Annotated in this window: 15 protein-coding genes and 1 riboswitch; of the genes, 4 read left to right on the forward strand and 11 right to left on the reverse strand. The window is 56.8% G+C overall.

Annotation, left to right across the window (positions count from 1 at the left end):
• Positions 1-93: 93 nt before the first annotated feature.
• Both KIH86_RS21475 and KIH86_RS21480 read left to right on the forward strand, forming a co-directional pair.
• The gene (locus KIH86_RS21475; RefSeq protein WP_235775529.1) at positions 94-1,068 is read left to right on the forward strand and encodes an aldo/keto reductase; all 975 of its coding nucleotides are present in this window, start codon (positions 94-96) and stop codon (positions 1,066-1,068) included.
• 198 nt (positions 1,069-1,266) lie between these two features.
• The gene (locus tag KIH86_RS21480) at positions 1,267-1,605 is read left to right on the forward strand and encodes a helix-turn-helix domain-containing protein (RefSeq protein WP_235775530.1); all 339 of its coding nucleotides are present in this window, start codon (positions 1,267-1,269) and stop codon (positions 1,603-1,605) included.
• Between the two features lie 99 nt (positions 1,606-1,704).
• Here the strand turns inward: KIH86_RS21480 and KIH86_RS21485 are convergent, their stop codons facing one another.
• Positions 1,705-1,857: an anti-repressor SinI family protein gene (locus tag KIH86_RS21485; RefSeq protein ID WP_235775531.1), complete on the reverse strand. Its 153-nt coding sequence runs from the start codon at positions 1,855-1,857 to the stop codon at positions 1,705-1,707.
• Between the two features lie 25 nt (positions 1,858-1,882).
• Positions 1,883-2,016: riboswitch (cyclic di-GMP riboswitch) on the reverse strand.
• A 527-nt stretch (positions 2,017-2,543) separates the two neighbouring features.
• Between KIH86_RS21485 and KIH86_RS21490 the strand changes: the two genes are divergently transcribed.
• Together KIH86_RS21490 and odhB are read left to right on the forward strand one after the other, a co-directional pair.
• Entirely contained in the window at positions 2,544-5,423 is a 2,880-nt protein-coding gene (locus tag KIH86_RS21490; protein WP_223084422.1) for a 2-oxoglutarate dehydrogenase E1 component, read from the forward strand.
• A 192-nt stretch (positions 5,424-5,615) separates the two neighbouring features.
• The gene (gene odhB, locus KIH86_RS21495) at positions 5,616-6,923 is read left to right on the forward strand and encodes a 2-oxoglutarate dehydrogenase complex dihydrolipoyllysine-residue succinyltransferase (RefSeq protein ID WP_223084423.1); all 1,308 of its coding nucleotides are present in this window, start codon (positions 5,616-5,618) and stop codon (positions 6,921-6,923) included.
• Positions 6,924-7,057: 134 nt separating this feature from the next.
• Here odhB and KIH86_RS21500 read toward each other — a convergent pair whose 3' ends face one another.
• The 10 genes from KIH86_RS21500 to KIH86_RS21545 form a co-directional block, all read right to left on the reverse strand.
• A complete protein-coding gene (locus KIH86_RS21500; RefSeq protein WP_223084424.1) occupies positions 7,058-7,879 on the reverse strand; it encodes an alpha/beta fold hydrolase in 822 nt (273 codons plus the stop codon).
• Between the two features lie 176 nt (positions 7,880-8,055).
• The gene (locus KIH86_RS21505; RefSeq protein ID WP_223084425.1) at positions 8,056-9,426 is read right to left on the reverse strand and encodes a sensor histidine kinase; all 1,371 of its coding nucleotides are present in this window, start codon (positions 9,424-9,426) and stop codon (positions 8,056-8,058) included.
• A gap of 9 nt (positions 9,427-9,435) precedes the next feature.
• On the reverse strand, positions 9,436-10,110 hold the full coding sequence (locus tag KIH86_RS21510; RefSeq protein WP_223084426.1) for a response regulator transcription factor: 675 nt from the start codon (positions 10,108-10,110) through the stop codon (positions 9,436-9,438).
• A 21-nt stretch (positions 10,111-10,131) separates the two neighbouring features.
• On the reverse strand, positions 10,132-11,175 hold the full coding sequence (locus KIH86_RS21515; RefSeq protein ID WP_223084427.1) for a DUF4097 family beta strand repeat-containing protein: 1,044 nt from the start codon (positions 11,173-11,175) through the stop codon (positions 10,132-10,134).
• A gap of 312 nt (positions 11,176-11,487) precedes the next feature.
• The gene (locus tag KIH86_RS21520; protein ID WP_223084428.1) at positions 11,488-12,741 is read right to left on the reverse strand and encodes an L-lactate MFS transporter; all 1,254 of its coding nucleotides are present in this window, start codon (positions 12,739-12,741) and stop codon (positions 11,488-11,490) included.
• Positions 12,742-12,867: 126 nt separating this feature from the next.
• Entirely contained in the window at positions 12,868-13,596 is a 729-nt protein-coding gene (locus KIH86_RS21525; RefSeq protein WP_223084429.1) for a LytR/AlgR family response regulator transcription factor, read from the reverse strand.
• A 1-nt stretch (position 13,597) separates the two neighbouring features.
• A complete protein-coding gene (locus tag KIH86_RS21530; RefSeq protein ID WP_223084430.1) occupies positions 13,598-15,262 on the reverse strand; it encodes a sensor histidine kinase in 1,665 nt (554 codons plus the stop codon).
• 201 nt (positions 15,263-15,463) lie between these two features.
• Entirely contained in the window at positions 15,464-16,990 is a 1,527-nt protein-coding gene (locus KIH86_RS21535; protein WP_223084431.1) for a methyl-accepting chemotaxis protein, read from the reverse strand.
• 155 nt (positions 16,991-17,145) lie between these two features.
• Complete coding sequence (locus tag KIH86_RS21540) at positions 17,146-18,627, reverse strand: M14 family metallopeptidase (protein ID WP_235775532.1); 1,482 nt, start codon at positions 18,625-18,627, stop codon at positions 17,146-17,148.
• A gap of 475 nt (positions 18,628-19,102) precedes the next feature.
• Positions 19,103-20,533, reverse strand: a complete 1,431-nt coding sequence (locus KIH86_RS21545) for an NAD(P)/FAD-dependent oxidoreductase (RefSeq protein ID WP_223084432.1) — start codon at positions 20,531-20,533, stop codon at positions 19,103-19,105.
• Positions 20,534-20,546: the final 13 nt, after the last annotated feature.

Below are 20,546 nucleotides of genomic sequence, written 5' to 3' on the forward strand. Positions count from 1 at the left end.
CTCGCCACATTTCATCTGACGACTGGAAATATCACATCGGCATCTGATGCGGTACAATAGCTATGAGAAGAATTCAATGAAGGAGGGAATAAATTGAAACCGTTGCCACTAAGTACCCGCGGCATTCCCGCAGGGCGCATCGTTCAGGGCTGCATGGGACTCGGCGGAGACTGGGACCGGGAGCCGATCACGGCCGATCAAATCCGGGAAGGGCATATGGCCGTCGAAGCCGCGCTCTCCATCGGCATCAACATGTTTGACCTGGCGGACATATACACACGGGGAAAGGCCGAGCTTGTCTTCGGAACCGTGCTCAAGGAGCGCCCTGAGCTGCGCGAGAAGCTGATCATTCAGTCCAAATGCGGCATTAAGCTGCAAGAGCCGGGAGACAGTTCCAACACGTTCGATCTTTCCCGCGAGCATATCCTGGGCAGCGTCGACGGCATTCTGTCCCGGCTGGGCACTCCGTATCTTGATATTCTGCTGCTGCACCGGCCCGATCCGTTTATGGACCCCGAAGAGGTCGGAGAAGCGCTGCGGCTGCTCAAGGAGTCCGGCAAGGTCCGGCATTTCGGGGTATCCAATATGAGCGGTTCGCAGATCCGGCTGCTTCAGGCCTATTCCGATGAGCCCCTGATTGTCAATCAGCTCGAAATGAATCTGGAGAAGACATTCTGGCTTGATTCCGTGGTCAGCGTGAACCGTCCGGCCTGGAGAGAGCATGGAATGCCGGAAGGAACGATTGAGCACTGCCGTCTGGAGAAAATCCAGCTTCAGGCCTGGGGGCCGCTCGCCCAGGGCAAGTACACCGGCCGTCCGCTTGACGGACAACCCGAGCATGTGATCCGCACCGCCGCAATGGTCCACTCGCTGGCGGAAGAGAAAGGAACGACGCCCGAAGCGGTCGTGCTCGCCTGGCTGATGTCGCATCCGGCCGCGATCCAGCCGGTAATCGGCACGGTGAACCCGCGGCGAATTGAAGCCTGTGCGGGAGCGGACAAGCTGGAGCTGACGCGCAAGGAATGGTACGACCTGTATATCAGCGCAAGAGGCACTCGCCTGCCTTGACAATACAGGCTCCTGACCGGGATGCCACTACGACGCACGCTGTAGCGGCATCCCGGGGGTTATGAATTTTCCGGATCGGCAACCCAGTTGCCGCCGGGAATCTTCCTGTTTAGCTCATAAATGGTAAAAGCTAGTTTTCCTTTTGAGCGGACCTTTGCTATACTAATACCAAAAAACAAGGAGGGAGCATTATTTACCGTGCCGGACAATATTGGACAGCACATTCAACAGCTTCGCCAGGAGAAGGGATTATCTTTATCCGAGCTTGCCGGCAGGGCGGATGTGGCTAAATCATACTTAAGTAATGTCGAACGCAATATTCAATCCAACCCCTCCATCCAGTTCATCGAGAAAATAGCTGAGGCTCTGGATGTCTCCGTCCACATTCTTCTGTACGGAGAACTCGCCGAGGAAGAGCCGATCGATTCCGACTGGTTCAAGCTGGTTCAGGAAGCCATGGCTTCAGGGGTCAGCAAGAGGGAGTTCAAGGAATTTCTGGAGTACCAGAAATGGCGGCTTGAACAGAAGAACCAGTAGCCGGATTCGAACTATTGCGTATTTACATAGAGAGGACATGACGCCGCGCCGTCATGTCCTCTTTCGTTGTCCCTTCAGGAACACTCATTCATATTTGGTTCAGATGGCTTTGAGTGTCTTGTCGCCCAAGAATCGCCGGATCTCGTCCGCGTGAATCCCCTGCTTCTTGGCGGCCAGCATCAGCTGCACCCATTCCATATCCAAAGCGACCGTCTGCAGTTCTCCGTTATTTCCCTGGTTGGACTTGTTCAAAAAATCTCCTCCTAAGATTTTGTCCCCAGGCAGTCCAGCCATCATAGCTACACGGATAAACCGCACGGCAGGCTTCTTCCTCCCGTCTGATTTCCCTCGCATAACCTTAGATCCGAGACTTTGTGCCCCTGCTTTTCAGCAGGTTTACCTTTTGCTGGATCCTTGCATTCAAGGATCTTATGATGTGTGCCAAGCGATATGCTTGCAAAGATATTATACAAGATGTTTGCCTAAAAGTGTGTCAAAAAAATGACAATACATTCAATGCGCGGCTGAAGCGTAAAATTGGGTGCCTGTGACGCGGTTGGCGGCGAGCTAATTCCAATATTTATGTAATCATCATCTAGTCGTTAGGAACTATAAACTTCTAATACCCACATCTTCGCCCTATTAATCAAATTCTAGTGGATTGCTGGAAGGATTTATATAGGTTTATGGTCCCGGCCCGATGTTTCGCGTCTCTTCCGATTCTCCGGGCCGCCGGAGTAACACCTGCGCAATCATGCCTTTTTTCGAACGGATTGGACGAAAGGTTGAATTGATTACCCCTATCCAAAGTTGCAAAATAGAATGTGGCAGTACGTTTAAAATCGTGTAACTATACTATAGAATGTAAACGTAATCATTGCAGCTCCGGTTACGCCCCTGAAGGCGCTGCCTGGAGTTTATCGTTAGGAGGATGTTCCATGTCAGCCAAAGAGTCCTACAATGAATCTGTTTGGAGCAAGTATTACGGCCCCAACCTAGGCTACATCCAGGAAAAATACGAACAGTTCAGCGATGACCCTTCCTCCGTGGAGGCCCGCTACCGGGAGCTCTTTACCATATACGGCCCCCCTCCGCTAACAACCGAGGTGACCGCCGCCCCCGGCCCCGCCCTTACCGGCGACGCCGACTGGCTCCGCAAAGCGGTCCGCGCATCCAAGCTGATCGCCAATATCCGCATCTTCGGTCATTTGGCTGCCGATATCGATCCGCTGGAGAAGAGCGGGGATTCCATGGCGAAATGGCTCGATCCCGCGACATACGGGCTGACGCAAGGCGATCTGCTCGCTCTGCCGGCCTCCCTGATCTGGGAGAACGCGCCGACCGGGGTACAGACCGGCTGGGACGCCTATCACCGGATGCGCCAGGCTTATACGAGAACGATCGCCTACGAATTCGGACATGTCCACGACGAGCAGGAGCTACTCTGGCTGAACAGCCAGGCTGAGTCCTCCAGTTCGCCGGCTCCGCTGACCGATCCGGAACGGAAAGCTCTGCTGAACCGTCTGATCGAAGTGGAGCATTTCGAAACCTTCCTTCATAAAACTTTTGTCGGGCAAAAACGCTTCAGCCTGGAAGGCAATGATATCCTGGTTCCGATGCTGGATGAAATCGTCCGCGCGGCCGCGCATGACGGCGCGGAGAACATTGTGATGGGCATGGCCCACCGGGGACGCCTCAATGTGCTTGCCCATATTTTGGGCAAACCTTACGATATTATTTTCTCGGAGTTCCACCATTCTCCGAACAAGGAGCTCTTCCCTTCCGAAGGCTCTATGGGCATCAATTACGGCTGGACCGGCGATGTGAAGTATCACCTCGGAGCTGACCGCGCCTTCCATGAGGGCGAGACCGTCCGCACCCGCTTGACGCTGGCCAACAATCCGAGCCATCTGGAATTCGTCAATCCGGTCGTGGAAGGCTTCGCCCGGGCCGCGCAGGAAGACCGCAGCGGCACAGGACTGCCGGTTCTGAATACGAACCGCGCGCTGGCCGTGCTCATGCACGGCGATGCTGCATTCCCCGGCGAAGGAATCGTCGCCGAGACGCTGAACATCAGCAAGCTGAACGGCTATCTGAACGGGGGCACGATCCATATTATCGTGAACAACCGCATCGGGTTCACCACAGAGAGCGAAGACTCTCGTTCCACCCGTTATGCCAGCGACCTGGCCAAAGGCTACGAAATTCCGGTCGTTCACGTCAACGCCGATGATTCGGAGGCCTGCATCGCCGCTGTCCGGCTGGCCAGCGCTTACCGTAGCCTCTTCAAGAAGGATTTCCTGATTGATCTTGTCGGCTACCGCAGACACGGACATAATGAAATGGATGACCCGGAGATGACTCAGCCGCTGAAATACGCCAAGGTCAAGAACCACAAGACCGTCTCCCGGATTTACGCCGAACGGCTTGAAGAGCAGAAGCTTGTGACGCGCGAACAAGTGGAAGCCATGACGGCCGAAGTGGAGAAGGTGCTTCAGCAAGCCTACGAGAAGATGAAGGCGAACAAGGAGAGCGGCGAGGTCAAGAATGCCGTGGCCGTGTCGGCGGACAGCCGTCCTGCCGTTACCGCCGTTCCGCTGGAACGCCTGCAATCCATCAACCGCAAGCTGCTGGAAGTTCCTGCGGGCTTCCGGGTGTATCCGAAGCTGCAGCGCATTCTGCAGCGGCGCAGCTCCCTCTTGAATGACGGCGAGAAGGTGGACTGGGCGCTGGCCGAGACACTCGCCTTCGCGACCATCCTTCAGGACGGAACGCCAATCCGGCTCAGCGGACAGGACGCCCAGCGCGGCACGTTCTCCCAGCGCCATCTGGTGCTGCATGACAGCGAGACGGGCAAGCTCTTCGCGCCTCTTAACCAGCTGGAGGACGCCAAGGCTACCTTCGGCGTCTACAACAGCCCGCTGTCGGAAGCCTCGGTGCTGGGCTACGAATACGGGTATAACGTATTCGCCCCCGAGACATTCGTCATCTGGGAAGCGCAGTACGGCGACTTTGCAAATGCGGCGCAGGTTATCTTCGACCAGTTCATTGCGGCGGGCCGGGCCAAATGGACCCAGCGCAGCAGTCTGACGATTCTGCTGCCCCACGGCTATGAAGGCCAGGGACCGGAGCATTCCAGCGGACGGCTGGAGCGCTATTTGCAGCTGTCGGCTGAAGAGAACTGGACTGTCGCGAATCTTAGCAGCGCCGCGCAGTATTTCCACCTGCTCCGCCGTCAGGCCGCGCTGTGCGGCCAGCCGGACGCAAGACCGCTAGTCGTCATGACGCCGAAGAGCCTGATCCGCAACGCGCGCAGCGCTTCGCCCGGCGCAGAGCTTGCCTCCGGCCGCTTCGAAGCGGTCCTGCCGGAACCGCTTCTTGGACAGAAGCCGGGCGGAATCAAGCGGCTCCTTGTCTGCACCGGCAAGGTCGCCATCGATCTGCAGACCGAGCTTGAAGCCGGCTCGGACAAAGACTGGTCGTGGCTGCATATTCTGCGGCTGGAGCAGCTCTACCCGTTCCCGGAACGGGAGCTTGCCGCCCATCTGAACACCTTCGGCTCTCTGGAAGACATCGTCTGGGTGCAGGAAGAGCCGAAGAACATGGGTGCCTGGTGCTACGTCGAGCCCCGGCTGCGGGCTATCGCGCCGTCGGGGGTGCCGGTCCGGTACGCCGGCCGGCCGGAGCGCTCCAGCCCTGCCAGCGGATACGCCGACGTTCACAGCTTCGAGCAGCGGAGAATTATCATCGAAGCCCTGACCTGGAACCGGAAGAATGAAGAGCCGGTCCGCGTCTTTAACACCTCGGCCCGTTCCTGAGCAGCGGCCGTGGGCAGGCGGGCTGAGGCCCTGGTCTTTAAGCCCGGACGGTCCGCCTGCCGCCAAGAAGATATCACTTCTGGAATAGCGTCCAGCTTGAACCTTTCTTCCATGTCAAGCCTAAGCGGTTGTGCCGTCCCGTGAAGGGGCGGTGTCCTAGCAGCGCAAAATATTTTGGGGAGGTAGCGGCCTGTGTCTGAAATCAAGGTGCCCGATCTGGGCGAATCGATTACCGAAGGTACGATCTATAAATGGCTGGTCAAGGAAGGGGATTCCGTCGGCCAGGGAGATGTTCTGGCCGAGCTGGAGACGGATAAGGTCAATCTGGAGATCAGCGCCGAAGAGAGCGGCGTGATCGCCCAAATTCTACGCCAGGCGGGCGAGAACGTCGCCGTCGGCGAGGCCATCGGCGTCATCGGCGAGGCCGGAGCCGCCGCACCGCAGGCGGCTGGCGGCCAGAGCGCCGATGCGCCGAAGCAGCCGGAGCCGGCGAAGGCCGCTCCGGCCCCCGAAGCTCCGCCGGCACAGCCGGGCGGAGCGACAGCCCCGGCGGCGGCCCAGGAAGCCCCGGCCCCCGGCGGCCCCGCGTACCTGGCTACGCCCGGTGCGCGCAAGCTCGCGCGCGAGCGCGGCATCGACCTCGCCGAGGTCGGCGCGCGCGATCCCATCGGCCGGATCGGCCGGGCCGATGTGGACACCCACGGCGCGGCCCCGGCCGCCGCGCCGGCTGCACCGGCGGCTTCGCAGAGCGCGCCGGCCGTGACGCCCCCGCCCTCCGCGCCGAAGGCGGAGGGCGGCAAGGACGTCGAGCGCAAGCGCATGTCGCGCAGACGGCTGACAATCGCCAGCCGCCTGGTCGAAGCGCAGCACACGGCGGCGATGCTGACCACCTTCAACGAGGTGGACATGACAGCCATTCTCGACATCCGCAAGCGCCGGAAGGATGCCTTCAAGGAGAAGCATGACATCGGCCTCGGCTTCATGTCCTTCTTCACCAAGGCGGTCGTGGGCGCGCTCAAGGCCTTCCCGCTGCTGAACGCCGAGATTGACGGCGAGGATCTGCTCATCAAGAAGTTCTACGACATCGGCATCGCCGTATCGGCCAAGGAAGGGCTCGTCGTTCCGGTTGTGCGGGACGCCGACCGGCTGAGCTTTCCGGAGATCGAACGCCAAATCGCCGATCTGGCGTCGAAGGCCCGCGCCAACACGCTCGCGCTGTCCGATCTCCAGGGAGGCACGTTCACCATTACCAACGGCGGCGTATTCGGCTCCCTGATGTCGACGCCGATTCTGAACGCGCCGCAGGTCGGCATACTCGGCATGCACAAGATTCAGCTTCGTCCGATCGCACTCGATGAAGAGACGACGGTCAACCGTCCGATGATGTATATCGCCCTCTCCTACGATCACCGAATCGTGGACGGCTCGGAAGCGGTAAGCTTCCTCGTCAAGGTCAAGGAGCTGCTGGAAGACCCGGAAGCGCTGCTGCTGGAAGGCTAAGACGACGGCGGGACAGGAACTCCTTCATAAGGAACAAGCGGAACCCCGCTGGCTTGCCGCCGGCGGGGTTCCGCTTGTCTGCGTTTGGTTGCGGTTAGATTCGAGAACTATGCAAATAGGAACAACCCCATTGCCTACTGTCCAGCCTCTTCTTCCACCCGATCCAGCCATTCCATAATCAAATTCTCGAACAGCCGGGGCTGCTCGATCTGCAGATTATGTCCGGCACGGTCCAGGACGGCAAAGGTCGTCCGGGGGTACATCTTCAGGATGCTGAAGGCATCCTCATAGCCGGTACTGGAATCCTGTCTGCCTGCCAGGAGAACTCCCGGCTTGCGGAACTCCTCCCGATCAACCGGAAAGGAAAAGCCGTAACGGGCTTTAATCTTGGCCAGAAATAGCTCGTCGGCCAACAGACAGCCCGGTACAATTTCCTCCTTATACCGGCTCCAGGTATAAGGATTGAGCACGACGCCTATCGAAGCGAAGTCCGCGAGCTCTTCCGGCGTCAGTCTCTCGGCAAGACTGGCATCCTGCCGGATGATGGTGTGCGGAGGAAGTGTTCGGTCCTGCTTCTCCGGTATGATCATCGGGCAGATAAGGGCTGCCCCGTTCACCCGTTCCGGCATCTTCGCGATGATGCCTCTTGCGATATAGCCGCCGTAGGATTCGCCCGCCAGCGCGAAGCTCTCTCCGGGAAGCATACTGTCGATCAGGGCGAGCACAGCCTCCAGCATCTCATCGGAATTTTCGATCTCCGAATATCCGCGCGTCTTCCCCATTCCTGGAAGATCCAGATACACTCTTCTCCAGCCTGCTCTCTCCCGGAATACAGGCTCCATGCATCCGCTCATCAGCCTGTGATCGATAGTATAACCGTGAATCAGAACGATCGGTTTACCCTCGCCTTTCTCCTCATAATACAGCTCGGCCTTGCCTGTCTGGCAGTGTGGCATCTCTATCTCCTCCTCGGCACTGAATCCCGCTGCCCTTCCCGCATCGGCGCTGCGGTTAGTCCATCCCGATGGCAGCGGAGGACACTCTCCTTATCTTAGCAGAAAGCCTCTCTACCGTGCAGGCTCGTTCTTGTAAGGCGAAGATTTCAATGGCCGGTCGAGCCGGATCAAAAGGGCTAATGGACCCGGACATACCGGAGCGTGACCGCCGTACCTTCTCCGGGCGAGCTTGCGACTTCAATCGAACCTTTGTACCGCTTCATCAGAGCCGCCGTAATGGCAAGTCCCAGACCGGACCCTCCCCGGTTCCGGTTTCTGGAGCCTTCCGCGCGGTAGAACCGTTCAAAGATATGCGGCAGCTGCTCCTCGGATATGCCAATTCCGTTATCGGCGACAACCAGCACGGTGTAATTATCCTCCTGCCGAATCGTGATGCCCACCTCGCCCCCCGGAGGCGTATATTTGAATGCGTTCTCTATAATGTTTCGCACCGTCTGATAACAGGCTCCGGCGGGCATACGTACGGAAAGCGCCTCTCCAGCCGCTTCCTCCGAACCGTTAAGCGTAACACCGGGATTCACATGCAGCATCTGCGGAAGCATCTCGCCCAGAACATGCCGTAAATTGCAGGCCGTCTCCTCACCCTCCATCAGCGGTTCTTCCGCTTCGGCGAGAAGCAAGAGCTGGGCAACCAGTTGTTTCATCCGCTCGGTCTCGTCCACCATATAGGTTAGCGATTCTTCTACCACATCCTGCGATTGACTCCCCCAGCGTTGAATCATACGGGTATGTCCTTCGATAATCGCTATCGGCGTCTTCAGTTCATGCGACGCATCGGCGACAAATCGCCGCTGCTGTTCGAACGACAGATTCAGACGATGCAGCAGACTGTTGAAGGCCTCTCCCAACTGGTACAATTCATCCCGGGAAGCGGGCAGCGGAAGCCGCCGCGACAAATTGTCCGCGCCGATTTCTTTGATCTCCAGCACCATGCCCCGAATCGGTCTAACTGCGGAATGCGCCGCTATTCTCCCGATAACAAGCGCCAGGCCTGCCGCCAGACCCAGGCCGACCAGCAGCAGCCTGCCGATCTCCCGTTCTGCGACCGCGCTCCGGGAGCTCTCCAGGTCCGCAAGCCTCAGGGTGACGGCACCATATACGGGAATATGCAGGCTTCGTTCCGCCTCATACCTTACCCGTTCATCCGGATGCGCTCCCATTTCGACCAATACATGTCCGTCCGAATCGAGCAGTTGAAGCCGCTGTCCTTCATGAAGATCTTCGGCAAAAGCCGCCAGATCCGGCTTAAAAACGGCCGACACGCCTGTCCCCTCTCCCTTGCCGGGCTGCAGCAGAGAAGGAAGAAAGCTGACCTCTCCCAGCTGCTGCGCGAACTGCTTCAATTGGGTCTCCAGCAGTTCGGCCTCCTGCTGGGCATTCCAATGTCTGAACGTGAAGTAGACGAATCCGCTGACGAATATCGCAACAACGAGTGAAGCCGCCGCAATCGAAACGCCAACTCTGCGCGAGAATGTCCATGTCTTCATAGTCCCACCTCAGTCCCGCAGAATGTAGCCGCCGCCCCGCACCGTATGAATCAATTTGTCTCCGAATCCCTCGTCCACCTTCATGCGGACATAGCGGATATAGACGTCCACCACATTGGTCTCCCCCTGATAGGAGTAGCCCCAGACCAGATTCAGCAGAGCCTCCCGGTTCATCAGCCGGTTCTTGTTCGACAGCAGACAGCGGAGCAACTCGAACTCCCGGGAAGACAAGTCGATAGGCTGCCCGTTCCGGCTAACCGAATGTGAGGTGACATTCAGCATCAGGTCTTTCGCCTGCAGCACCTCGGACTCTTCGCCGGGTAACAGTCTGCGCTTAAGTGCACGCATCCGCGCCAGAAGCTCTTCGATCGCGAACGGCTTCGGCAAATAATCGTCAGCCCCGGTGTCCAGCCCCTTGACCCGGTCCCTGACCGTATCCCTGGCCGTCAGCATAATTATCGGAGTCTTCTTCACCTCCCGGACCCTCCGGCATATTTCCATGCCGCTAATACCCGGCAGATTCAAATCAAGCAGAATCAGATCAAAGCTTGCGCCAAGCGCTTTCTCAACGCCAATCCACCCATCCTCCGCCACTGTGACTTCGTAGCCTTCATAAGTCAGTTCCAATTCCAGCAGCCGAATCATGGCTGTCTCATCTTCGATTATCAGAACGCGTTCTTTCAACCTTCCAATCCCCTTTGTGCATCATTGTCTCTTCATCAGCGACAGATTGGACAGCACCTCGGCCTGTATATGATAAGTTCCCTTGCCTATCGTTCCGGAGACACTCCCGTTCTTGACGTTCAGCGTATAATCCGTCTGAATTCCGCCGAGTGCAGATTTTCCTTCCACTATCACGTCCGCCCTCTTGGGCCAGGACAGCGACGCGCCCCCCACCTTGGAAGATATCTCCCAATTGCCGCCGACCTTGAAGCTTTCAATTTGAATATGGCCTGCGGACACAGCCGCCTTGATCGATGATGCGGCATCCTTAACCAGCAAATTGCCGTTTGTCGTCTCCAAATCGAGAGGCCCTGAAATGCCGCTCGCTTGTATGTTTCCGTTGGTTACTACGGCCTGTACGCTCCTGCCGGCTTTATCCACCGAAATATTGCCATTGACCGAGTAAAGAGACAGATTACGGGCGATGTCCTTCGCTGAGATATTGCCGTTTGTGGCCGTCAATTCGATTGTACCTGCGCTCTCAATATTTGACAAAGAAAGATTGCCGTTTGTAACTTCAGCCTTTACACCGCTTGTTGAACCGGCAGGCAAATTGACCGACAAATGAACGCTGACAGAGTAGGATTGCGGTTTGTTCTTCGATTTCTCATCGACTTTCACCCGCAGCACATCTCCCTTGGATATAGACAGCTGAACGGAGTCAGCGATGGCCTGGGCTTCTTGCTTGGACGCATCCTCCACTGTGACCGACGTAAGAACTTCCAGCTTTGCCGTACTACCCTGCTTGATGTCGATTGTCCCATTTGTATTGGTTATGTCAATGCTCTTGGTCCGGACCGGCAGTTCAATCGACGTCTTCCCTTTGTCAAAATCATATCCCGAAGCTGTAACAACCATCTGTGAGCCTGAAGGCGTAGGCGTCATCGAATCTGTCATCCCGGACTCGAAATCCGCTTCGGACAACGGACGAGCAGCTGCCGTCCCTGCACTCCAGGCTCCTCCTGCAACCAGAGCAACCAGCAGCACGTATACCCTGAACCTTTTGGCCAAATCCTGTGAATTCATATCTTTTCCTCCCCGTTTCATTGTGTCCGCCTCTATCCTATATCCTGAAGCATGAGAACGGCTTTACAGCTTCATTAGAGTTTGATGAGAGTTCCCGCTCGTACGAATGTCCGGAGCCATTCTGCCCCAAGCGGTCTCTTCCACGCAAAAAAACTGCTCCCGTCCCCCGTGGGTCCGCTGAGCAGCCTTTTTGTTTAGCCGACATATTTGTCTTTATCTATTTGGTTTCATCTATGAAGTCAGCTTGCCAGTGCCGAAGCCTTTTAAGCTGATGCTTCCATGTATGGGAATGTGCGAACAGCCTGGAAGCTGTTATGCGCGGCGCGGACGGAGCGCCTGCTTGCCTGCTTCGGGCTCCCGGCGGGATGCCGTCGGCGATTTCAGGCTCAGGGCGATCAGACTGGAGAGCAGGCACAGCGCCCCGATGGTGACAAAGGTCGGCTGGAAGCCTCCGAGAAAGGCGGCGATGAACGAGCCGGACAGTGCACCGAAGCCGAAGCCCTGATAAATGATGCCGTAGTTCTTGTTATGGTTCTTCAGCCCGAAGAAGTCACTGACGATCGCCGGGAAGACAGTGATGTTACCGCCGAAGCAGAAGGCGATGGCAGCCACACAGGCGAAGAAGAGGCCGAAGTTCAGTTCCGCGTAGCTGAGGGTCAGTGCTGCGGCTGCCGTTACGGCGAGCGTGCAGCCGACCAGCTTCAAGCGGCTCATCTTGTCGGACAGCGCGCCCAGGACCAGGCGTCCGGCTGTATTGAAGATGGCGATCATCGCCACGGCGTTCGCGGCGGTCTGCACGTCAAGTCCAGCCAGCTTCACGCCGATATCCTTCACGATGCCAATCAGGTACAACCCGCTCATGCAGGCGGTGAAGAAGATAACGAACAGCAGATATGCCTGCTTCGTGCGCAGCATTTCACGGACGGTGTAATCTCTGATCTCCGCCTGTCCCTGGACGGCGGCGGCATTGTGTGCGCTTCCGCTCTCGGCCGGAGACACCGCAGCTTCCCGGATCAGCAGCGAGCCGACCACAACCATAGCCATCACGATCAGTCCCCAGTAGAGGAAGGCGGCCGATACGCCCACCGAGCTGATCAGACTGCCGTTCACATATTTGAAGATCAGGCTGCCCGTTCCGTAAGCGCCGACCGAAACACCGGAGATGAGGCCCTTGCGGCGCGGGAACCATTTGATCAGGTTAGACAAAGAAGTAATATAGGCGGTTCCGTCGGCATAGCCGACAACAATGCCTGCAAGCAGGTAGAACATTGGAAGCGAGTTTGCCCGTGAACTCAGCATCAGCCCGAGTCCGAGCACGATGCCCGCTGCCGCAGTAAGCTTGCGGATGCCGATGCGATCCTGCAGCCGGCCGGCGAACAGCGTCGCGAAGGCCAGCGCGAAGCTGGTGATGGAGAAGGTAATTGCGACGGAGCTCAGCTCCCATCCGAATTTCGTAACAAGAGGCTGGTTGAACAGGCTCCAGGTATAAATCGTGCCAAGACCCATCTGCGTCAGTATGGTTCCGAGTACAATAAGAAAGCGATTGCTTTTTTGATCTGCCGACATGGCCGGTCCCTTCTTTCGCTATCATTTCATATCGCGAGCGCTCTATTGCTTCTTTATTGTAGACCAGGAGCGGAATGAACGGCTCAAATGCGGAATGAAATGACAAAAAGACGGAATGAAGTGCCTCTACAGCCTCATGAGCTGCCTGAATTCCTTCACCTTGCTGCGGCTTACCGGCACTTCAAAGTCCAGATCGCGCAGCCGGAGCAGGTACGTATTGTTGAACCACGGTATAATCTCCTTGATCTTCGAGAGGTTCACGATGAAGGAGCGGTGGCAGCGAAAGAAGCGGTCCTGCGGCAGCCTGCCGTGAAATTCGCTGATGCTGACACCCATCGAATATTCGTGGCTGCGCGTGAATACGCTGGTCGTCTTCTCCTGCGCCGAAGCGTAATAGATGTCGTCGGCGTCGACGACGATGATCTTCTCATTTTCCCACAGATTGACCTTGTTGCTGACCGGACTGCGCTCTTCCTTCACACCCGCATGCCGGGCCGAGGCCGCCGTCTCCAGCTTCGCCAGCATCCCTTTGATCCGCGTCTCATTGTACGGCTTCAGAATGTAATCAAACGCCTCGATTTCGAACGCTTCAACGGCATGCTCCTTGTACGCGGTGATGAACACGATATAGGGTTTCACCGAGAACTTGCTAATATTCTGGGCCAGCAGCACGCCGTCCACAGACGGGATATTAATATCGAGAAACAGCACATCTACCTCGTTGGCCTGTACATATTTCAGCGCGTCCAGCCCATCCTCGAACTCGGCAACGATCTCGATCCCGCTGTGTGCCCGGATCAGATAGGCCAGCTCCTGTCTCGCCAGTTCTTCGTCTTCGACAATGATGGCTCTCATGTCATCGATGCTCCTTTTTCACCGTAAAGGTAATGATGGTGCCCTTGTCCGCTCTCGTGATGCGCAGTCCCTCGCCGTAAATCAGCTTCACCCGCTGATGCACATTGAACAGCCCGATCTTGTTCTCCGGCATATCGCCGGCATATACCTTCTGGATGGTCTCTTCGCTGATGCCAACGCCGGTGTCGGCAATGCCGATCTCCACGCTCTCCCCCCGGTCCTTGACGGAAATTGTGACCGTACCCGCTCCCCGGTCTTTGAGAATCCCGTGCACAATGGCGTTCTCGACCAGCGGCTGGATGATCAGGCTTGGAATCCGCACCTCCGCCTCATCATCAATGTCGTATAGAACGTTCAGGCGCTTGCCGAAGCGGGCTTTTTCAATCTCGACATAATAGCGGACCTGCTGAAGCTCCTTGCGGATATCAATAAAGTCATCTGTCAGCTCCAGATTGTAGCGCATATAGCCCGACAAATTCACGATCAGCTCCCTCGCCTTGTCCGGGTCGATCCGGATCGAGGAGGCGATTGCATTCAGGGCATTGAACAGAAAATGCGGATTGATCCGCGTCTGCAGCGCCTTCAGCTCCGCCTTGTTCGCCATCTCCTTGATATCCTCAACCCGCGAGACCTCCATCAGCGTGGAAATAATCTGCGAGAGGCCGATGGCCATCGCCTGCAGGGAATAGGTGATTTTGTGGGCCTTGGTGTAATAAATTTTGAGCGCCCCCGTAACCTCGCCCTTCTCCTTCAGCGGAATAATAATGAGGGACCGGATATGCTGATGATTGTAGTCCGTGTCATTGTTGCGGATCGTGATCTCCCCGCTCGACAGCGTCTGTTTCGTCTCGTCGCTAATAATTTCGTTCTTCTCCGCATAATATTCCTCCCCGACGCCGACATAGGCGCGAATCCATCTCGTGTCGGTGATCGCAACCGCATCGGCTCCGATATCCTCCTTAATGATTGTGCAGATCCGGCGCAGGGACTCGGGATTGATGCTGCGAAAATAGGGAAGGGTCTTGTTGGCGATATCCAGCGCAAGCTTGGACTGCCGGGCGGCGATCCGTTCCTTCTCGCCCTCAACGCTCTGCACGAGCATGACGATCAGCCCGACGCTGACCTGGCTAACGATCATCGGGAAAGCGATCTTGGAGACGATCTCGATGCCCAGCGACATCGGATGCGCCATTGCGATAATCAGCAGCATCGTGAGCGCCTCACAGCTCATCCCGGCCAGAATCCCCACCTTCCAGCGGTGCCCGGCCGGAACGCGGCGGTGAATGATCCCGGAGACAATCCCCGCGGTAACGCTCGTAATGAGACAGGGAACCGAGGTTACGCCGCCAATGTCGATCAGGAACCGGTGAACGCCGGAGATCAGTCCGGTGATCATGCCCACCCATGGACCGAACAGGATGCCCCCCGCCATGATCGCCACAATCCGGACATTCACCAGCGAGCCCTCCACCTTGATCCCGCTGTACGTGCTGAAGATCGCGAACAGGCTGAAGATGACAGTACCGATGAACAGCTCGGGCGGCGCGTAGGCCCCCTTCTGAAAAATCTCCTTGAACCGCGGAATCCGGGTCAGCACGAACAGGGTCATCAGGAGCAGCGCCGCCCGTTCGAGCAGCTGCAGCAGGATCGTAATTGCGTAAGACATCGTTACAAGCCCCCATATCCATAGATACCGGTCATTATAGGCTTAGGACCCCAGTTTGTCCAACTATCATCCGCCGCCGTCTCCATGAAAAAACGCCCCGGCCGGTTAGGGCCAGGGCGTCTGACTACAGATGCAGATTAAAGGTGCGATTCGAGATCGATGCCTTGTAGAAGTAAGCCCGTGGCCGGGTGCCGGTATATCTCACACCGCAAGATCGACGCCGACAACCCCGACCTTGTTCCCGCTCTCGTCGGTAATCGACCGCGAGAGTGTAATGCAGGGGCGCTTTGTAATGGCCGAGATATAAGGCTCGGATACATAATTCCCCTCATTCATCGCCCCGATCCACCAATCCCGCTGCTTCGCGTTAAGCAGACCGGCCTCCGGCTGGGAGAAGATGAACGTGCCGTCCGTCCGGTTGGACCAGATCGCCTGAACGCCGTCCGAATCCGTCAGGAAGCCTGACAGCACCTTCTTGTGCGTGCCCGTATCGGGAATGCGAAGCTCCTCTCTGGCGACCAGACGCAGCAGCAGCTTCTTCGCATCCTCCAGCTTCTCCGCGTAATGGCTGTCCTGAATCTTGTGGCTGCCGGCGATCTCCGCGACGGACTCGCGCAGCGCCTGGGACTCGGCCAGCATCTGGGCGCTGACGCCGTTCAGCTCGCCAATCTGGCTCCGCTGCCGGTCCACCTGCTCCAGCGTAACGTCGACGCTGGCAATCGTCTCGTTGAGCAGGCCGACCGCCCCGGTCAGCTCGTCCAGCGCCCCGGCGATGAGCTCGCTCTGGCGAACGGTCGCCTTCACGGTCTCCTCCACCGCATCATCCACGATTCGGACCGTTCCCGACATCCCGGCGAGACGCATTTTAACGGAGCCGACTTCGCTCACTCCGCGATCGACGGAGGTGCGTTCTCTGTCTACCGACTCCAGCACCTGCCGCACGCCATGATTGATATCGACCAGCAGCGCGGAAGAACGGTCCACCGACGAGCGGCTTTGATCCGCCAGCTTGCGGATACGGCCGGCGACGACCGCGAACCCTCTTCCCTGCTCACCCGCGCGCGCCGCTTCAATGGACGCGTTGAGCGCGAGCAGCGACGTCTCTTCCACGACGCCGACGATGACTTCATTAATGCTCTCGACAGTCGCGATATGCTTGCTGAGCGCGGTGAACTTCTCGAACATATCGCTGCTCTGCTCTTCAAGCTCTTTCATGACCTCATCCGTATTCTTCAAAGAGTCGACCATTTCGGCGACCTCCCGGCTGGCTGCCTGCATGCTCCGCCCGAGCTTGTCGGTAAGCTGCTGAATGCTCTCAGCGGCTCCGGCGACTCCGTTCATCGTGGAGGCTGCTCCCTCCATGTTAGCTTTGGCTTCATAGCTCCGGCTCTTCAAGGCCATTTCCAGTTCATGCGAGATATCCGCGGTCCGCTGGAGTTCACCGCTATGCCGGCTGATCTCCGCCAGCGCGCCATGCATCCGGTCGGAGGTCACCAGCATTTCGCTGCCGAGTGTCCGCACCTGATCCTCTGCCTGGACCAGAACCGAATCCAGCCGCCCGCGGGACCGGTACACGGCATATGAGAGAAACAGCGAAGACATAAAGACCAGCACCAGCACCAGCTTATGTACCCAGAACATCTCGATAAACAATAGTACGTACAGTACGGCAAGCAGTAAAAAGACGGCATTCCAGGCGAAAACGAGACGCTTATGTTGCAAGAGCATTCCGACCCACTTCCTTCATGTTATGTATCATGACATTATAGCAGGTAAAATTCGCCATGGATATGCATTCCTCAGCAATATTCCGCTTTTTTCGCCCGAATTCCGCACTTTTTTCGAAGAGTTAACAAACAAAAGTCTTTACAAATCATCGCGATTTACAAGTCCAGCTGGACCCAACCTGTTTGTTCATTAGGCAGTTGAATCTCCACCCATCCCTGCCACTGCCGAACAGCAGTGACATCTTGCGGCACTTCGCTGATTTCCAGGATCACCTTGCCGCCCGGTTCATCGTACAGCGCCACAGGCTCCGACAAGGTCAGGTTCTGATTCACGGGTATCAGCTCTCTAACCGATTGATTCGTCAAATTGATCCATTTGGTCTCCTTCTGCACTTCGACCAGATACCAGGATTTCCAGCGCTTAATCGCATGCGTCTCCTGCGGCGGAAGCAGCGCTTCGGCAGTTTGATCGAGCGGCGAGGCGTAGAGCGGAACTTTGTCTTTCAAATCCAAATACACATCAACCGTCTCCGCCGGGCCGATCTGAGGATGCGCTTCATAAATCCACTTCGGTCCCGCATACGTTTGGATCAGGAACCAGTTCCCCGATCGGCGTATGGACTGCAGCGTCTGCGGCGAGATCTGGATGGATGCCGGGGACAGGAAGTTGCTTTGATTATAAGCCTTCTTGGTTTCCGTCGTGATGAAAGAGGCCGCGTAGTCCTGGACCACCCGTTTACTTTGATTTTTCTGATACCACAGCTTATATCCTTCATCCGCGAGCCAAAGGCCAATCGTCTTGTTCTTCTTCCATTCGGAAGAGAAAGCGGAGATCGGCAGATTGGTTTCTCCCGTTTTCGTTCCAAGCTCCGGCGTGAAGGCCGGCCGGCCGTACGTTAGAATGAACCAATCCGTATATCCACCACCCGATGGATTGGTCGAAGGGGCCACAAGGGAATATCCTGTTACGGATGAAAAAGTGCGTGCCAGACGTTGATCGCGTGACAGATTGGCTTTCTGGGTATGAAAATTCCAATATAAAATGCTGCCTGCGGTATGATAGGAAACCGCGATTTCAGGATCGATCCGTTTCGTAAAAGCAACCAGAGCCACCGTTTCTTCGGCCTGTTCGGGAGCGGTCCCTTTGTAATTCATAAAGTTCGGATATGAAACCGCATTTTTAATATGCGCCCAATCCGCATCATATTGGCGATTCAGATCGACACCTTTTGCATTCGCCTTCCAGCGATCGAAGTTGGCGCTGCCGCCGTTCATCTGGATGAGCCTTGTCCGCACCGATTGCGGGAAAGCGGAAGCCCCGAACTGCTGCAGGGTCACTCCATCAGGATTAACCATGGGAACAAACCAAATGGTCGTTTCATTCAGGCTTTGCCTGGCCGAATAATTACCGATTTGTCCGTCGCGGACATAAGCCTGGGCATACTGCTCCAGCATGTACAGATTCAGCGTTGTCGTCAGCCATTCCCTGGCATGATGGGAGCCGTTGATAAAAATCGCCGCCTCGCCATTCCCCAGCGCAACCGCCCAGATGTCGCGGCCATAGGCGGTCTTGCCAATGCTCTCATAGCGGATCAGATCGGGATAAGCGGCGGCCAGGGCCTGAATATCTTTCGTCATTTGGGCGTACGTATAGACTTGTTTGGGATTAACGATCGGGGTTGAATCGGCATAAACCATAGATGGCATTAAGGAAACAAACCCTAAAAGAAAAGAAAGCAGAAACATAGGAATGCGCAGTCGTTGGGAAAACAAAAACCAATCACCTCATCATTGCATTTTTTCTTACTTCGATTAAAAAAGCTGGGCGACGCGGCCCCGTGTATGTATTAATGACCTCAAGCGGCGCACATAGCGGACTACCCTCCCTTTGATAATTTTCCGGTTAGCTATTTGAACAGTTCTACAGGCAGGACTAAAGTCCCTTCTTGAGGGCGCGAAAATTGTTGAAATTTACGAACCTGACACGCTTGCGAGGACTCAGTTGAGAAAAAAAGCCGACAGTTCATCCTGGATGATGAACTGTCGGCACATATACTGAATTCTTGACACCAAGAGAAGGAGCTTCTGTGTCGGTTTCGGGATCGGACCGCTCTTACGCGCGGTCCAGCATGCCCCGCGCAATCCATACGCCGGCCGCGCCCGCCTGGGCGAGTCCCCGCGTTATTCCCGCGCCGTCTCCGCCGCAGAAGAGCCCGGCAATCTCCGTCTCGAAGGTCTCCTTCAGCTTCGGACGAGCGGAATAGAACTTCGCTTCCACGCCGTAGAACAGCGTATGCTCCGAGGCGATACCGGGAGTGACCTTCTCCAGCGCCTCAACCATTTCGATCAGGCTCTTCATGGTGGTATACGGCAGAACCAGGCCGAGATCGCCGGGAACCGCCTCTTTCAGCGTCGGCTCGACGAAGCCCTCCGCAATTCTGGTGGCAGTCGAGCGCCGGCCCCGCAGAATATCGCCGTATTTCTGCACAATGACCCCGCCGTTTGAAAGATCATTCGCCCGTTTGCAGATTTCGCGCGCGTATTCATTGGGCTTGTCGAACGGCTCGGTGAATTTGTGGGAGACGAGCAGCGCAAAGTTGGTATTCACGGAGCCGAGCGCCGGATCATTGTAAGAGTGTCCGTTCGCCGCCATAACGCCGCTGTGATTCTCGACCACTACATGGCCCGAGGGGTTGCTGCAGAAGGTGCGGACCCGGGTTCCCACCGACGTATTGAAGATAAACTTGCCTTCATACAAATGCTCGTTGATCTCCTGCATGACAACGTCCGAAGTCTCGACCCGGACGCCGACATCCACCTGGTTGTTGTACATCTTCAGGCGGCGGCTCTTGAAGACCTCGGTCAGCCAGGCCGAGCCGTCCCTTCCCGGAGCGACCATCACCAGTCCGGCCTCGCAGGTCTCGCCATTCTTCAGCGCGACGCCGGTAACGCGGTGTTCCCCATCCTCTTTGACCGTGACGATGTCCTGAACCTCGGTCCGGAACAGCATGTCGATTCTCGTCTTCAGATGTTCGTAGATGGATTTCAGAATCTCGAGATTCTGCTCCGTCCCCAAGTGGCGGACCTGGGCACGCAGCAGCTTCAGCCCCGCTGCATAGCCACGCTGCTCGATGCGCCGGATCGGCTCGGTCGTCGGGTCGGTGATTACTTCAGTCGCCCCGTGCTCCAGATTGATGTCGTCGACGTAGCGGATCAGCTCCGTCACCTTCGACGGCGACAAATAATCCGTCATCCAGCCGCCGAACTCGGTCGTGATATTGAACTTGCCGTCGCTGTATGCGCCGGCTCCTCCAAAGCCGGCGGTAATGGAGCAAGCCGGGAGGCAGCCCGCGAACTCCTTGCGTCCGGATGCCGGAGGGCAGAATTGAATCTTCTCCTCCAGAATCGGACATCTGCGTTTATATATGTCATGTCCTTTGTCGATCAACAGCACTTTCCAATGAGGGGCCTTCCGCGTCAGCTCATAACAGGCAAATATCCCGGCAGGACCGGCACCCACAACAATCACATCATATTTACTCATCTGTTCCTCCAGC

The sequence above is a fragment of the Paenibacillus sinensis genome, from assembly GCF_019904155.1.
Lineage (GTDB): Bacteria > Bacillota > Bacilli > Paenibacillales > Paenibacillaceae > Paenibacillus_AQ > Paenibacillus_AQ sinensis.

Excerpts from the sequence above, each read along its gene's own strand:
- KIH86_RS21520 (WP_223084428.1), bottom strand. The coding sequence starts at position 12,741 with ATGTCGGCAGATCAAAAAAGCAATCGCTTTCTTATTGTACTCGGAACC.
- KIH86_RS21515 (WP_223084427.1), bottom strand. The coding sequence starts at position 11,175 with ATGAATTCACAGGATTTGGCCAAAAGGTTCAGGGTATACGTGCTGCTG.
- KIH86_RS21545 (WP_223084432.1), bottom strand. The coding sequence starts at position 20,533 with ATGAGTAAATATGATGTGATTGTTGTGGGTGCCGGTCCTGCCGGGATA.
- KIH86_RS21535 (WP_223084431.1), bottom strand. The coding sequence starts at position 16,990 with ATGCTCTTGCAACATAAGCGTCTCGTTTTCGCCTGGAATGCCGTCTTT.
- KIH86_RS21505 (WP_223084425.1), bottom strand. The coding sequence starts at position 9,426 with ATGAAGACATGGACATTCTCGCGCAGAGTTGGCGTTTCGATTGCGGCG.
- KIH86_RS21490 (WP_223084422.1), top strand. The coding sequence starts at position 2,544 with ATGTCAGCCAAAGAGTCCTACAATGAATCTGTTTGGAGCAAGTATTAC.
- KIH86_RS21525 (WP_223084429.1), bottom strand. The coding sequence starts at position 13,596 with ATGAGAGCCATCATTGTCGAAGACGAAGAACTGGCGAGACAGGAGCTG.
- KIH86_RS21500 (WP_223084424.1), bottom strand. The coding sequence starts at position 7,879 with ATGCCACACTGCCAGACAGGCAAGGCCGAGCTGTATTATGAGGAGAAA.
- KIH86_RS21540 (WP_235775532.1), bottom strand. The coding sequence starts at position 18,627 with ATGACGAAAGATATTCAGGCCCTGGCCGCCGCTTATCCCGATCTGATC.
- KIH86_RS21530 (WP_223084430.1), bottom strand. The coding sequence starts at position 15,262 with ATGTCTTACGCAATTACGATCCTGCTGCAGCTGCTCGAACGGGCGGCG.